The following is a 12,683-nucleotide window of genomic DNA, read 5'->3' as shown; positions in this document are numbered from 1 at the left end:
TATATTATTACTATGAATAACTTCTCTGATGACCAGGTTGGAGACATGTCTTTGCATGCGGAACCCCTCCCTTTGGGCGGACTCGGCACCCTTGATGATCCCTTCCGGCCTGCGGCGTTTGAAGAGAATATTCAGCAAATAGCGCAGATGGCGCAGGAGAAGAATGTCCCCATGTACTGTTCCTTTGAGGGATCTCTCTTCCGCATCCATCCCAACGGCGATGTGGAATGGAGCCATAACATGCCCCCTCTCCGCGATAACATTTCGGACATCATTCAGGATTCCCTGCGCCAGTGGCGTGAGCGGCTCTCGAAATAGGAACACGAGGCTTCCACCCTTCCAAGGGAGACGGAGGGTTTCGCGTGCCTCCACGGTACGATAATGCCGGGCGCAAGGGCAGGGAGCCCACTGCACTCTCCGTCACATTGCAATCCGAGCTTCCATCTGCATAATGCACAGCATGAAGCTCTGCCTTCCCCATGACCAAGAGCGCTTTACGGAAGAAGAACGGAACATCATCGCCGCCTGCAAAACACCTCAAGAGACCCAGGACTTCATCAACACGATCGCGTATAACTTCGAATCCGACGGTGTGGCGCGGCTGCGCTCGTTTCGCAGGGTGGTGCGGGACAGGGTAGCCCACTGCTTCGAGGGGGCCTTGGCGGCGGCGGCCATTCTTGCCCACCACGGCTATCCACCCCTTCTCGCGTGCATGGAAGCTGACGAAGACTTTGACCATTTGCTCTTTCTCTTCCGGGAAAGAGGTAAATGGGGATCCATTGCACAATCACAGCAACCGAATTTGAAGGGACGGCCCCCCATCTTCAAGAACGTGCGAGACCTCATCCTTTCCTACGGTGACAACTACACTCCCAGTCTCCATCGCCACCAACTCCAGACCTTGCGAGGTTATTGCACCTTCGACCTGCGGCAGTTGCACGTGGACTGGATGACAACGGAAAAGGACGTGTGGCCTGCGGAAGACCTGACATTCGAAAAGAATTTCACCGCGCTGAAGGCAAAGAACGGATTCCGAGAGTTCCGGTGCAACCGCGACGGAACCATCACATGGCTCCATCCCGAGGAGGAACACGACGCTCTCTCGGCTCCGCAAAACGGAACGGAGCCTCTCGACCGTGCTGATGATTGACTCGCGTCCGGCAGCGGAATACCTTCTTTCCCCGATTCCCTTCCCTTCCCATAACCATGATGGACAGCATGCACACCGACGACGTTGCGCAAATGCTCGATGCGCTCGAAGGAGCCAAGGATTTGAGTTCGGAGCAGAGCCGCTTGGTTAAGGTCTTACGGAACCGGGAGGCCGGCGCGAGTTTTGATCCTCAAGCGGATGTACAACAGCTCGTGGAGGAGGTTGATGCGTTATTCCGAAACGTCTTCTGTTGCCAATAACCTCCATGAGACAGACGGCTCTGCCCTTAGAGAGATTCGAGAATGTGACTCATCAGAGGTGATTTCGGAATAGTGAGGAAGCGGAATGGACGGCTTTCCCAGTTTTGGTTAGCTATGGATTGAGGTAACCGCTCACTTTATTTCTTTGTGATGCCACTTTTTCCGGCGAAAAAGTGGCCAAAACGCCGGCGCGCCGAACTCCCCTCCGCCCGGCCCTGTGCCTCCTCGTCAGCCCCTGCAAGGTTTCGGGGCTGACTCGTCGGCTGGCCATGTCGAAGCAGGGCCTTCCCCTTCACCCCCCGCGGCGCGCCAACCCCCTTCTTTGTTGAGAGAGAAAAGAGTGAGCGGTTACGGATTGGGTATTGCTTTCTTTTGATTATATTGTACTATGCAATACTTTCATGCTGCAAGCAATCCTCCTCACCATTGCCGGCTTCTTTGTGGTCTGGGTGCTGGTGGACGACTTACTCCCCGGGGAAACCACGGAGGGAGAACGGAAGGATAAAGGTGGGGCCAACAGCCTCTTCGCGCTGATCGCCGTGCCGCTCCTGCTCTTCTTCATGCTCCTTCGGTTCGCCGGTGAAGCGGCGGTGTTGCTGGCCAAGCTTGCCGTGCCCCTTCTCGCGTCCCTCTTCTCCATCCTCCGGCACCTGCTCCATGCCTTCGGTTCCCTGCTTCGCACCGTGTTCCGATCCCTCCGCCCGCTCCTCAATGCCGTCCGATCCTTCTTCACCCGCACGTTGGGGTTCCTTGTGCGCTCCCTCTTGAGAGGACTCCTCCACGGAACACTCCGGTTTCCTCGTACGCTGTTTCTGCGGCCCCTCTCGCTGCTGTTCCGTGCCACCTCGCAGTTTTCCCTCTCCCTCTTCCGCAGCGTCCTCCGGGCTATTCTGCGAGGCGTAGGGGCATTCCTGCGGGGTCTCCTGCATGCCCTCCTGCAAAGCGCCCTCTTTGCATTCCGGCTGCCTGGAATGTTGTACAAGCGCGCGGGAACGCTGTGGCTCCTCCTCGGCAGGAGCGGGAGGGCTGCCCCGCATTCCCTCCCCCGGTTGCTCCGCTCCCCCTTCGCGCCGCTCCTCTTCCTCACCGGATCGTTCGCTTTGTTCTTCCATCCGCTCCGCCCGTGGAACCGGAGAAAGAAGGACGCCCTTGATGAGGAAAGGCAGGAGGATGATGCGCTCTCGTGGGAACGGATGCGCAGCATCGGCTGGCACACCCGCGCGCGCCTCCGCCATGCGCGCACCGCCTGATAGCCGAATCTTTTCTGGCCTCTCCGCCTCTTCCGTGCTATAAGGAGGTCTATGCACGGCTACATCACCAATCTGAATACCGTGACGCGGGAGAACACCGATTTTCGCCGCGTCCTCTACACCGCCAAACACAGCCAACTGGTGCTCATGAGCATCAAGCCCGGGGAGGACATCGGCGAGGAAGTGCACGAGCTGGACCAGTTCATCCGCGTGGAGGCGGGGGAAGGGAAGGTTCTGCTGGACGGCGTGGAACACCCCGTGAAGGATGATGACGGCATCGTGATCCCCGCCGGAACGCGCCATAACGTCGTGAACGTTTCCCCGACCGCCGACCTCAAGCTGTACACCATCTACTCCCCTCCCGAGCATAAGGACAGCGTGGTCCATGCCACCAAGGCGGACGCACTTCGGGACCATGATGACCATTTCGACGGGAAAACGACGGAATGAACCGTTGTTGTGGATGCACCCATGCGGAATACTGTATTCTTCCACCTACATTCCTTTTCGCATGGACGCGAAACTTGTTTGGGAAGCCCGCTACTCCGTCGGCCTGGACCAGATTGATGAGCAACATCAGGAATTCTTCCGGATACTGAATGTGATGGGGGCGCTGGCGGATACGCGGGATATCAAACGCGCCGACGTACTCCCTCTTCTCCAATCCCTCAGCGATTACGCGTTCTACCACTTCGCTTCCGAGGAGGAGTACCTGGAACGGTACCGTTACCCCGGCATCGCATTCCACCGCCGGCAGCACGATATCTTCCGTGACCGCATTGCGTTGTTTTTGGAGGAAGTGGAATCCTCCGCAGCGGACCTCCCTTCCCTCTTCCGCCGCATCGTCACCTACGCAAGGGAATGGTTGGTCAACCACATCCTGGTGGAAGATAAGAAATGCGAAGCGTACTTCAAAAAAGGGAATGAGCTGCCTTTGGGCCTACGGGACGCGCCGAAAGGGGAATGAGTGTTTATTATTGATGACAAATCATCAATTTGTTCCTTTCTGCTGCGTAAATCTCACTCATTGCTCATTTTGTCATATTGTTGTATTATATACATGTCTTTCCTTCATTCTCTATGTCCAAACAAAAACATATCCACCTTCTCACCACGGGGATAGTGGCGGCGGCCGTGTCGCTCACGGCCATAACGGGCACGAGCTTCGTGGCACAAGTGGTTCCCGCCAATACGGCCGGCGGCGCAGGCGGCTCCTCCGCCCAGGGCGACACGATGGTCCCGGGCGCAAGCCTCTCCGCCGACGTCATCGCGCAGGCGATCAAAGCCAATGGCGGCCATGACGTGTGCTTTGAGACCGGAACGACCAAATGGGAAGGCAATGTCACCGTGTGTAACGCTTCCGGATGGACCATCTACCGCGCGCAGGATTACGGCCTGCAGCCGGCAACGGATGGTGGAACCGCTTCCTCGCAGGGACAGACGTGGGGCGCCCCATCCCCCGCCGGAAACGGCGGAGGAGGGATGTCTCCCCAGCCATGGATGCCACCGCAGCAACCCATGCAGCCGGTACAACCCATGCCCGGGGATACGGGTACGCAACAGCCGTACCAGGGACTGATGCCGATCCAGAATTACTCGCCTCTGAATACCGCACCCCCCAATCCCAACGCCCAGATTTACTGGATAAACGGCGTGCCCACGACGGGTTCCCCACAGGGGCAACAGAACTTCGGGCCGGCGAACGGTTCGATGCAAGGCCAAGGCTCCGCGGACATGTTCGGCTCGCCCAAGAAACAGATGGAAAAGGAAGTGAAGAAGCTGGCGAACCAGATCAAGCGCACCGAAAAGAAGATGGCGAACCTGGAGAAGAGAATCGCGAATACGCAGAAGAAGATCGATAAGGAGAACGCCAAGCTGGAGAAAACGGACGATGAGGAGAAGATCGAGCGTATTGAGGAACGTATCGAATTCTACGAAGAGATGATGATGAATATGGAGGAGGGAGTGGAGGACATGCAGGACGGTCTGGATGAAATGCGGGCGGCGCTCGAGGAACTGCAGGAGGAACTGGCAGATGCCAAGGATGCTTCTTCCGCGGCATCGCAGCAGTAATTTACACTATCCGATCTTTCCGCTCTTTCCTTTCTTTCCCCCCACAGTATGAACACACAAACACGACTCCACGTGCTCGCCACCGCCTTCATGGTCTCCGCCGTGTCACTGGCCGTTACGACGGGTACAACCTACATGGGCTTGAACGCCTCGATCGTCTCGCCGGAAATCCGGCCCGCGGCCGAACAGGTCACTACACCCGCGGCGGCCGTGCCGCAAGCAGACACCGTACGTGAGACCGTCATCGAGAACAGGCAAGAGATACGGGAGGCGGCGAAGGAGAACATACAGGAAGCGCGCACAAATGCCGTTGAGGCGCGCCAGGAACTGCGTACCGAGGCGAAGGAGCGGATCCAAGAAGTGAGGAGCGACGTCAAGGAGCGGCGCCAGGAGGTTCGGGCAGAAACACAGGAGAAACGCCAGGAACTCCGGCAGCACGCGAAGGATCGATTGCAGGAGCTCCGCGAGCAGGCAAAGGAGAGGCGCCAGGAGATCAAGAGCAACGTGCAGGAGCGCCGGCAGGAAATCCTCAACGGCGTGAAGAAGAGGACGGGAACGGAAGCCGTGTCGGAATCCAACCCGCAGCCTTCCCCGTCACCCGTCTCCGAATCCAATCCCCAACCATCCCCCGCTCCGGTATCGGAATCCAACCCGCAGCCTTCCCCGGCGCCGGCCGCGGACAAAGCTGCCTTGCTCATCCGCACGCTGGAAGTGAGGATCACGACGTTGAAGAAGAACATCGCAAAGTTGGAGGTTCTCATCGAGAAGAAGAACGACCAGCTTGCCGAAGCGGAGAACGCGAATCGCCGGACGGCCATAGAGCGGACGATCACCCACCTACAGGCGCTCCAAACGAAGTACGAGCGTCAGATGAGCAGTTTCCAGGACAAGATTGACAACCTGAAAACGAGTACCGACGAATAACACCGACATACGCTGTATCTTCCGGGCGTGAGCGGACCTCACGCCTTTTTTTCAGCGCCCCGGTTCCGGAGCGGCCCCCCGCAAGCTGAAGCACTCTTCCACGACGGCGTTGTCATCCGTCCACCCCACCACCTCCCCCTCCTTGGACGTGCCGGACACGATGCCCGAGGCGTAACAGTTCCGCACGATGCTCGGGTTCTCGTCGTTTCCTACCACGTATCCCACCAAGCCCCCCACGCTCTCCCGCCCCTTCACATTCCCCGAGGCGAAGGATTTGCGGATGAAGCCTCCATGGCTCACCCCCGCCAGGCCTCCCACGTACTCATCCCCATCCACATCCCCCGTGGCGGAACTTCCATCCACCACCCCCCGCGTGTAGTTCCATCCCACGAGTCCTCCGATCCACTTCCCCAGCCCTTGCACGCGCACATCGGCGCTCGTATCCTGCAGCCCCCCCTGGCTCACCCCCGCCAGGCCTCCTACGCCGGAGCGCCCTTTCACCCTGCCTTGCACATACACGTTGGTGAACGAGCCTCCCACCGCCCACCCCACCACCCCCCCCACGTAATCCCTGCCCCGCACGTCCGCTTCCACCGTGATGTCACGCACCACGCTGCCCACGTCCGTCTTCCCGAAGAGCCCCAGGTAATCCGTGGACGGCCGGTTGATCGTGAGGCCGCGGATCATGTGCCCCGCGCCGTCGAACATGCCCGAAAAGCCGTAATCGTAGTACCCGATGGGGAAGAATCCCGCGCCACCGTTCCACTGCGCCGTGGCGGAGCAATCGATGTCCCGCAGGAGGACGTAGGCGGCGGCGGGCACGTCCGCGATGTTCTGGAGTTCCCGGCAATTGGCGATGCGGTAGGGGTTGTCCGGCGTCCCCTTCCCCCCCGAAACCGCTCCCGGAGGCTGGCCGTGCTCGCTGCGCAGCGCAAAGATGACGGCGAGGAGGATGCCGGCCAACCCGATGCCCACGAGGATATCGGCGACGCTGCATTGCCGGGTGAGGCAGATATTCCAAGGCCGCTGGGGCTGCGCGGATTCCATGGGCTTACTGGAGCTGCGAAAGCAGGAGCCAGAATGCGAATGTGGCGATGAGCACGATGCGTGGCGCCCGCAACAGGATGCGGGAGAGAACGAACCACATGAGGATGATGCAGCAGACGAAGAGCGAAAGAAGGAGCCACAGCTCCACGCCTCCCGACTGCATCAAGCTCAGTTGCAGGAGCAGGAAGAAGAACGCCACTGTCGTCCCCACGTTGAACGCAAGGCCGTACTCGGCGGAACGTTGCCCGCGCATCTCCGCAAAAATCCACAGGACGGTGCTGATGATGAAGATGACGGCCAGGTAGAGCCAGTAGTAATTCGCTTCCCGCAGGAACAGCGAACCGCTCACCGTGTACATCGAGAGGACGAGGAGCTGGATATTGCACAGGAAAATGATGGCGATGATCTTGCTGGACGGCAGGTGCGGGTGACGTTTCTCAATATCGGCGAGGGCCATGGTGTTGACGAACGACCACTGCACAGCCCGGTCCCACACCTTCAAACCCAAGCCGATGACCAGCACCACCCCGCTGAAGAGGAAGAGCTGTCCCGGAAGGGTGGTGATCAACACCTGCCAGAAAGAGGCGAAAAGGGAGACCATGTTGCATTTCCCCGCATGAGCGAGGAAATCTGAGTAGTATACCATGTTTTCCCGCGTTTTGACCATCCCAAACCGCAATACCGGCTGTAAGTGCCCGTTCCGGTCCCCGTCGTACATACGATTTTCCAGTTCCTCCCCCTCTATTCTATGGATCTTCTTGCGTACCTCCTCATCGGTCTCATTGCAGGCTGGATCGCATCCCAAGTGGTAAAAGGGTACGGCCTTGGCCTTGTGGGCGACATTATCGTGGGTATCGTTGGTGCAGTGATCGGCGGCTACATCTTCAGCCTACTGGGCATCACGCAGTACGGTTTTGCGGGTTCCATCGTCACCGCAACCATCGGTGCCATCATTCTTTTGGCGATCATCAAGATGTTCCGCACCGCATCCTGAGGGGAAGGGTCATCAACATAGTATTGAGAGATACTTTTTTGCATTCGTCCATAGGTTCTTTGCTTCCCTGTCTTGAGGGGGCGGATAAGCCATAGCCCAACAAAATGATTTGTGATACAATCTATTGATTCTCTGAAGAATTTTTCAGAGAACGGACACGCAGACACAAACACCATTCCATGAAACTCCATACGCTGATGTTTGGCTGGGAGTACCCCCCGCACCATTCGGGAGGATTGGGTGTCGCATGCCAGGGACTCGTGCGCGGGCTCCTGGGGAACGGCGTCCGTGTGACGTTGGTTTTGCCGCACAACCTCGGCGAGGGGGAAGACCAGTTGGATGTGCGCTTCCCCACGGAAGAAATGAAGTCGCAGGTGCTGGTGCCAAGCATCCTTGACCCCTACGACGGCGTACGCTCGTATGAGGAACGGTGGCAGAAGGACTGCATCGCCAAAGACAACCCGCACCTCTACGGGCCGGACCTTGCCCAGGCCGTGGAACAGTTCACGGCATTGAGCGTGGAGTTGACCAAGGATGTGGCTGCGGACGTGGTGCACTGCCACGACTGGATGACGTATGAAGCGGGCTTGCGCGCGGCGAAGCATCACGGGAAACCGCTCGTCACGCACATCCATGCGACGGAATTCGACCGCACGGACTTCCATCCCAACTCCTGGATCGCAGAGAGGGAGCGCCGGGGGCTGATGGCCGCCGACCGGGTGATCGCCGTAAGCAACTACACCAAGAAGCTCCTCGTGAGCCACTACGGGATCCCGTCCGGAAAGATCTCCGTGGTCCATAACGGTCACGACCAGCCCAGGGACGTGGCCCCCCCCGCCCTCCTGGCGCGTTACGGCAGCCGTAGGCATCCCCTCATCCTGTTCCTCGGACGGCTCACGGTGCAGAAGAATCCCTGGCAGTTCTTGGAAATCGCCCGCCTTGTTCGCGCGCACCGTCCGGATGCGGAATTCGTGATGGCGGGGGACGGCCCCATGATGCCGCAATTGATCGACCGCGCCTGCGCATTGGGCTTGCAAGACAGCGTGATCTTCACAGGCAAGGTGGACAAGCGGGAGGTGCAGTCGCTCTACCAAGCGGCCAGCGTGTTCGTGATGCCGTCTCTTTCGGAGCCATTCGGTCTGGTGGCGCTGGAGGCCATAGCGCACGGCGCGCCCGTGATCGTGAGCAAGCAATCGGGCGTGGCGGAAGTGCTGGACCACGCGTTCAAGGTGGATTATTGGGACGCGGAGAAGATGGCGGATTGCATCCTCACGATCCTGCGGGAAGAGCCGCTCGCCCTGCAGCTCAAGACGGAGGCTCCGCGGATCTTGCAGCGGCTCACGTGGAGGAACCAGGCGGACAAGGTGAGGTCTATTTATTCTAACCTTTCCCATTCCTGAACATGCCTGTTTGTTCTGCAATGCAGTATCTGGCAAAAAGAAACCGAGGAATCCAAAGAAACCGAAGAGTCCGAGGAGTCATTCCATCGTCTTTCTTCGGTTTCCTCGGTTTCTTCGGATTCCTCTCTCCCCTCCTCCCTCCACTCCCATGACCCCTCTGATCTCTTTCTACTTTCAGGTCCACCAACCCTACCGCCTCCGCGACCTGCGGATCGGGGATATCGGCCAAGGGGAGCCGCAGTACTTCGATGAGCACAAGAACAAGGCCGTGTTCCGCAAGGTGGCGGAGAAGTGCTACCTGCCCGCGAACAAGTTGATGCTGGAGCTCCTGCAAACGTACGACGATTTCCGGATTTCCTACTCCCTCTCCGGCGTGTTCCTGGACCAGTGCCGGGAGTACGGGCAGGACGTGCTGCAGTCCTTCCGGGACCTCGCGGCCACGGGCAGGGTGGAGTTCCTGGCGGAGACGTACTACCACTCCCTCAGTTCCCTCAAATCCATCCCGGAGTTCGTCTCCCAGGTGAAGAAGCACGTGGGCACCGTACGGGAACTGTTCGGCCAAACGCCCCGCATCTTCCGCAATACGGAGCTCATCTACCGCAACGAGCTCGCGCACATCGCGCGCCTCATGGGGTTCCACGGCGTGCTGGCCGAGGGCGCCGACCACCTGTTGCGGGGCAGGAGCCCCAACGAACCGTTCGTCCCGCCTTCCTTCCGCCTCTCCCGCACCATGGAAGCGACGATACGGAAGCAGCGCCCCCTCCCCCGCCCCGCCGAGCACATCCACGTGCTCCTCAAGAACTACCGCCTCTCCGACGACGTGGCCTTCCGCTTCTCGGACAAGTCCTGGATCGGCTTCCCGCTCCATGCGGACACCTTCACGGATTGGCTCCTGGCCAGCGGGGGACACTGCATCAACCTCTTCATGGACTACGAGACGTTCGGCGAGCACCAGTGGGCGGATACGGGGATTTTCGAGTTCCTCAAGGCACTCCCCCGCATCTGGCGCGAACGGGGCATCCGTACCGCGACGCCCTCGGAAGTGATCGATGTGTGGGAACGGGAGCACACGCAAGAATACGACGCGCACCACTTCATCTCCTGGGCGGACATGGAACGCGACCTCTCCGCCTGGCAGGGCAACCGCATCCAGGGCGCGGCGTTGGAGGCCGTCTACGCGCTGGAGAAGCAGGTGAAGGCATTGGACAATCCCCTCCTCCTGGAAATCTGGCGCAAGCTGCAGACCTCCGACCACTTCTACTACATGTCCACCAAGTACTGGAGCGACGGGGACGTGCACAAGTACTTCAGCCCCTACGAATCCCCCTACGAGGCGTACCGGAGATACTCCCACGCGCTGTGCGACCTGCGACAACGCGTCGCAGCGGAAGCGGAGCAACAGCGGTCAGCCTTCAGCTCTCAGCGACCAGCACGAACGCGCGCGCGTTCCTCTCTCCCATCCTCTGAGAGCTGACAGCTGAAAACTCTCCGGAAGAATCACTTCTCCCGCTTACCTCAGATGCCCCGCTCCCTCGTCATCGGCAACGGCACCCTGCTCGCCACGTTCGACGAAGCGCTGCAGCTGCGGGATTTCTACTACCCCTCCGTGGGGATGGAGGACCAGACGACGTACGGAAAAGTGCACCGCGTGGGCTTTTGGGTGGAGGGCAGAGGCTTCGCCTGGCTCAATGACCCTTCGTGGAAAGTGGCGCCCCGGTACGCGCAAGAGACGCTGGTGGGGAACTCCCTCCTCGAGAATGACGCACTGGGCTTGTCCGTTACCCTGAGGGATTACGTCCATCCCGTGCATAACCTGCTCATGCGGCACTTCTTCCTGCGGAGCAAGGACGGCCAGCCGAAGAAGGTACGCATTTTCTTCAACCATGACTTCCACATCTACAGCGACAAGCAGAAGGACACCGCTTTCTACGAGCCGTACACCAACAGCGTCATCCACTTCCGCCAGAAGCGCTACTTCCTCATCGGCGGTCTGCCGGATGCCACCCGCCCCACCCCTCCCGCCGCGTCCGGGGACGGCACGTACGCCACCGCGCTCCGCAGCCGCGAGAAATTGCGCCGGTCGGGGCTCTCGGATTTCACGGTGGGAAAATCTCACTTCCGCGGTCTGGAAGGGACGTGGAAAGACGCCGAAGACGGCGTACTGGCGCGCAATCCCGTGGAGCAGGGTTCCGTGGATTCCACCGTGAGCCTCCACTGCGACGTCTCTGCCGCCGGCGAAACGGAAGCAGTGCTGTGGGTGTGCGTAGGGATGTCGCTGGACGAAGTACTGCACCTGCAGGAGACCGTCCTCACGGAAACGCCGGACCGCCTGCACCGCAACTGCCACAACTACTGGAAGAGCTGGGTGAACAAAACGCAGCCGGCGTTCGGCTCGCTGGCGCCGGACATCGTGGACCTGTTCAAGCGCAGCCTCCTCATCATCCGGACGCACGTGGACCGCCAGGGGGGCATTGTGGCCGCGGCGGACGCGGACATCATGGCTTTCAACCGCGACACCTACTCCTACGTATGGCCGCGGGACGGCGCCTTCGTCTCGTTGGCGCTGGACCGGGCGGGGTACGGCGAGGTGACGCGCAAGTTCTTCCAATTCTGCGCGTCCATCCAGATGCCCGACGGCTACCTGCTGCACAAGTACAACCCGGACGGTTCCCCTGGCTCCACGTGGCACCCCTGGTTCAAGGACGGCGAGCCGCAGCTGCCCATCCAGGAGGATGAGACCGCGCTCGTGATCTACGCCTTGGGGAAGCACTTCGAGCGCCAGCAGGATTTCGAGTTCCTGCAGGAGATGTTCGAAACCTTCGTCAAGCGGGCCGCGCAATTCCTGTGCGATTTCCGCGAGGAGCAGACCGGCCTTCCCCTCGCCAGCTACGACCCATGGGAGGAATTCCGGGGGGTGTTCACGTACACCACCGCCTGCACCATCGCCGGACTGCACGCCGCCGCGCAGATCGCCAACGTGCTGGGGCACCACCAGCACTCGGAGCGGTACCAAACCGTGGCGGACCAGATGCGGCAGGCGCTCCTCTTCCACCTCTTCGACGAGGGGACGAAGTGCTTCGTGAAGTACATCCAGCGCCGAGACGGCGCCACCCTCAGCCGCAACCTGACGCCCGACGCCAGTTTGGCCGCCGTATGGCTTCTGGACGTGCTCCCGCCCGATGACCCCCGTGTCATCTCCACCATGCAGCAGCTCCGGCAGCAGCTCAAGGTGCGCATGGGCATAGGCGGCATGGCGCGGTACCCCGGTGACCGGTACCAGGAAGTGGTTCCCGTGGGGGGAGATCTCCCCGGCAACCCCTGGATCATCACCACGCTCTGGGACGCCCAGTGGAGCATCGCCCGGGCAAAGAAGCCCGAAGACCTCCTCTACGCCCGCGAAGCGCTGCACTGGGCTGCAAGCCGGGCTTCCCCCGCGGGTATCCTCGCCGAACAGTACCATCCCCAGACCGGCGCCCCCCTCTCCGTCGCCCCCCTCACATGGAGCCATTCCACGTTCGTGGAAACGGTGTTGAAATACCTGGAGAAGGAGGAGGAGATATCAAAGAAAACAATTTAGCACCGGAG

The 12,683-nt window shown here is 60.1% G+C and carries 14 protein-coding genes; 12 read left to right on the top strand and 2 right to left on the bottom strand.

Annotation, left to right across the window (positions count from 1 at the left end):
• Window positions 1-12: 12 nt before the first annotated feature.
• The 8 genes from WC698_00980 to WC698_00945 all read left to right on the top strand — a co-directional run bounded on the left by WC698_00980 (window position 13) and on the right by WC698_00945 (window position 5,657).
• Window positions 13-318: a hypothetical protein gene (locus WC698_00980; protein MFA6038827.1), complete on the top strand. Its 306-nt coding sequence runs from the start codon at window positions 13-15 to the stop codon at window positions 316-318.
• A gap of 142 nt (window positions 319-460) precedes the next feature.
• Window positions 461-1,150 carry a hypothetical protein gene (locus tag WC698_00975; GenBank protein MFA6038826.1) on the top strand — a complete coding sequence of 230 codons (690 nt, stop codon included), beginning with the start codon at window positions 461-463 and terminating at the stop codon, window positions 1,148-1,150.
• A gap of 68 nt (window positions 1,151-1,218) precedes the next feature.
• Window positions 1,219-1,410, top strand: a complete 192-nt coding sequence (locus WC698_00970) for a hypothetical protein (GenBank protein ID MFA6038825.1) — start codon at window positions 1,219-1,221, stop codon at window positions 1,408-1,410.
• A 401-nt stretch (window positions 1,411-1,811) separates the two neighbouring features.
• A complete protein-coding gene (locus tag WC698_00965) occupies window positions 1,812-2,660 on the top strand; it encodes a hypothetical protein (protein MFA6038824.1) in 849 nt (282 codons plus the stop codon).
• 51 nt (window positions 2,661-2,711) lie between these two features.
• The gene (locus WC698_00960) at window positions 2,712-3,110 is read left to right on the top strand and encodes a cupin domain-containing protein (GenBank protein MFA6038823.1); all 399 of its coding nucleotides are present in this window, start codon (window positions 2,712-2,714) and stop codon (window positions 3,108-3,110) included.
• A 61-nt stretch (window positions 3,111-3,171) separates the two neighbouring features.
• Entirely contained in the window at window positions 3,172-3,627 is a 456-nt protein-coding gene (locus WC698_00955; protein MFA6038822.1) for a hemerythrin family protein, read from the top strand.
• Window positions 3,628-3,740: 113 nt separating this feature from the next.
• The gene (locus tag WC698_00950; protein ID MFA6038821.1) at window positions 3,741-4,733 is read left to right on the top strand and encodes a hypothetical protein; all 993 of its coding nucleotides are present in this window, start codon (window positions 3,741-3,743) and stop codon (window positions 4,731-4,733) included.
• 48 nt (window positions 4,734-4,781) lie between these two features.
• A complete protein-coding gene (locus tag WC698_00945) occupies window positions 4,782-5,657 on the top strand; it encodes a hypothetical protein (protein ID MFA6038820.1) in 876 nt (291 codons plus the stop codon).
• A gap of 51 nt (window positions 5,658-5,708) precedes the next feature.
• Here the strand turns inward: WC698_00945 and WC698_00940 are convergent, their stop codons facing one another.
• Both WC698_00940 and WC698_00935 read right to left on the bottom strand, forming a co-directional pair.
• Window positions 5,709-6,704, bottom strand: a complete 996-nt coding sequence (locus WC698_00940) for a GLUG motif-containing protein (GenBank protein ID MFA6038819.1) — start codon at window positions 6,702-6,704, stop codon at window positions 5,709-5,711.
• 4 nt (window positions 6,705-6,708) lie between these two features.
• Window positions 6,709-7,305, bottom strand: a complete 597-nt coding sequence (locus tag WC698_00935; GenBank protein MFA6038818.1) for a hypothetical protein — start codon at window positions 7,303-7,305, stop codon at window positions 6,709-6,711.
• A gap of 147 nt (window positions 7,306-7,452) precedes the next feature.
• Here WC698_00935 and WC698_00930 point away from each other — a divergent pair, with 147 nt between their 5' ends.
• From WC698_00930 to WC698_00915, 4 genes are all read left to right on the top strand, one after another.
• Entirely contained in the window at window positions 7,453-7,698 is a 246-nt protein-coding gene (locus WC698_00930) for a GlsB/YeaQ/YmgE family stress response membrane protein (GenBank protein MFA6038817.1), read from the top strand.
• A gap of 179 nt (window positions 7,699-7,877) precedes the next feature.
• The gene (locus WC698_00925) at window positions 7,878-9,098 is read left to right on the top strand and encodes a glycosyltransferase family 4 protein (protein MFA6038816.1); all 1,221 of its coding nucleotides are present in this window, start codon (window positions 7,878-7,880) and stop codon (window positions 9,096-9,098) included.
• A gap of 148 nt (window positions 9,099-9,246) precedes the next feature.
• Window positions 9,247-10,572, top strand: coding sequence for a glycoside hydrolase family 57 protein (locus WC698_00920; GenBank protein ID MFA6038815.1), 1,326 nt, complete (start codon window positions 9,247-9,249; stop codon window positions 10,570-10,572).
• 45 nt (window positions 10,573-10,617) lie between these two features.
• Window positions 10,618-12,675: a glycoside hydrolase family 15 protein gene (locus WC698_00915; GenBank protein ID MFA6038814.1), complete on the top strand. Its 2,058-nt coding sequence runs from the start codon at window positions 10,618-10,620 to the stop codon at window positions 12,673-12,675.
• Window positions 12,676-12,683: the final 8 nt, after the last annotated feature.

The sequence above is a fragment of the Candidatus Peribacteraceae bacterium genome (assembly GCA_041661065.1).
In the GTDB taxonomy this organism is placed as follows: domain Bacteria; phylum Patescibacteriota; class Gracilibacteria; order Peribacterales; family Peribacteraceae; genus CAIKAD01.
The sequence above is the reverse complement of the archived record's forward strand: the minus strand, read 5'-3'. Positions and strand labels throughout refer to the sequence as shown.

Excerpts from the sequence above, each read along its gene's own strand:
- WC698_00980 (MFA6038827.1), top strand. The coding sequence starts at position 13 with ATGAATAACTTCTCTGATGACCAGGTTGGAGACATGTCTTTGCATGCG.
- WC698_00975 (MFA6038826.1), top strand. The coding sequence starts at position 461 with ATGAAGCTCTGCCTTCCCCATGACCAAGAGCGCTTTACGGAAGAAGAA.
- WC698_00970 (MFA6038825.1), top strand. The coding sequence starts at position 1,219 with ATGCACACCGACGACGTTGCGCAAATGCTCGATGCGCTCGAAGGAGCC.
- WC698_00965 (MFA6038824.1), top strand. The coding sequence starts at position 1,812 with ATGCTGCAAGCAATCCTCCTCACCATTGCCGGCTTCTTTGTGGTCTGG.
- WC698_00960 (MFA6038823.1), top strand. The coding sequence starts at position 2,712 with ATGCACGGCTACATCACCAATCTGAATACCGTGACGCGGGAGAACACC.
- WC698_00955 (MFA6038822.1), top strand. The coding sequence starts at position 3,172 with ATGGACGCGAAACTTGTTTGGGAAGCCCGCTACTCCGTCGGCCTGGAC.
- WC698_00950 (MFA6038821.1), top strand. The coding sequence starts at position 3,741 with ATGTCCAAACAAAAACATATCCACCTTCTCACCACGGGGATAGTGGCG.
- WC698_00945 (MFA6038820.1), top strand. The coding sequence starts at position 4,782 with ATGAACACACAAACACGACTCCACGTGCTCGCCACCGCCTTCATGGTC.
- WC698_00940 (MFA6038819.1), bottom strand. The coding sequence starts at position 6,704 with ATGGAATCCGCGCAGCCCCAGCGGCCTTGGAATATCTGCCTCACCCGG.
- WC698_00935 (MFA6038818.1), bottom strand. The coding sequence starts at position 7,305 with ATGGTCTCCCTTTTCGCCTCTTTCTGGCAGGTGTTGATCACCACCCTT.
- WC698_00930 (MFA6038817.1), top strand. The coding sequence starts at position 7,453 with ATGGATCTTCTTGCGTACCTCCTCATCGGTCTCATTGCAGGCTGGATC.
- WC698_00925 (MFA6038816.1), top strand. The coding sequence starts at position 7,878 with ATGAAACTCCATACGCTGATGTTTGGCTGGGAGTACCCCCCGCACCAT.
- WC698_00920 (MFA6038815.1), top strand. The coding sequence starts at position 9,247 with ATGACCCCTCTGATCTCTTTCTACTTTCAGGTCCACCAACCCTACCGC.
- WC698_00915 (MFA6038814.1), top strand. The coding sequence starts at position 10,618 with ATGCCCCGCTCCCTCGTCATCGGCAACGGCACCCTGCTCGCCACGTTC.